The sequence below is a fragment of the Colwellia marinimaniae genome (assembly GCF_002207865.1).
Classification (GTDB): Bacteria; Pseudomonadota; Gammaproteobacteria; order Enterobacterales; family Alteromonadaceae; genus Colwellia; species Colwellia marinimaniae.
In genome coordinates this window covers 1-273 of record NZ_BDQM01000260.1, presented here as the reverse complement: position 1 = coordinate 273, position 273 = coordinate 1, and the positions used below count along the sequence as shown (strand labels likewise).

At 52.4% G+C, this 273-nt stretch carries 1 protein-coding gene; it reads left to right on the top strand.

What is annotated here, in order from left to right; translation table 11 throughout:
• Positions 1-273: methyltransferase (locus tag MTCD1_RS19190; RefSeq protein ID WP_143760181.1), on the top strand; the 273-nt coding region annotated here is incomplete at both ends.

Genomic DNA, 273 nt, shown 5'->3' with positions numbered 1-273 from the left:
TTCTCGTCCTGTGGTGAGTCTGGAGTGGCAGCAGGGTCTGTGTGATGAAGGGATAAAATTTGCCGAGAAGTGGCATCTGCCGCAGAAATTTATCTGCGCCGATGCATTTGCACCTCAGCAGTCCAAGCTAAAGAGGGCGCAGCAGGCCGTAGCACTGCACGCCTGTGGTGATCTCCATGTGCGCTTGCTAAGGTTGGCATCCCAGGCAAACACTCGGTCCATTATCATCTCTCCCTGTTGTTATCATCTTATTCAAGCTGAGCAGTATCAGGG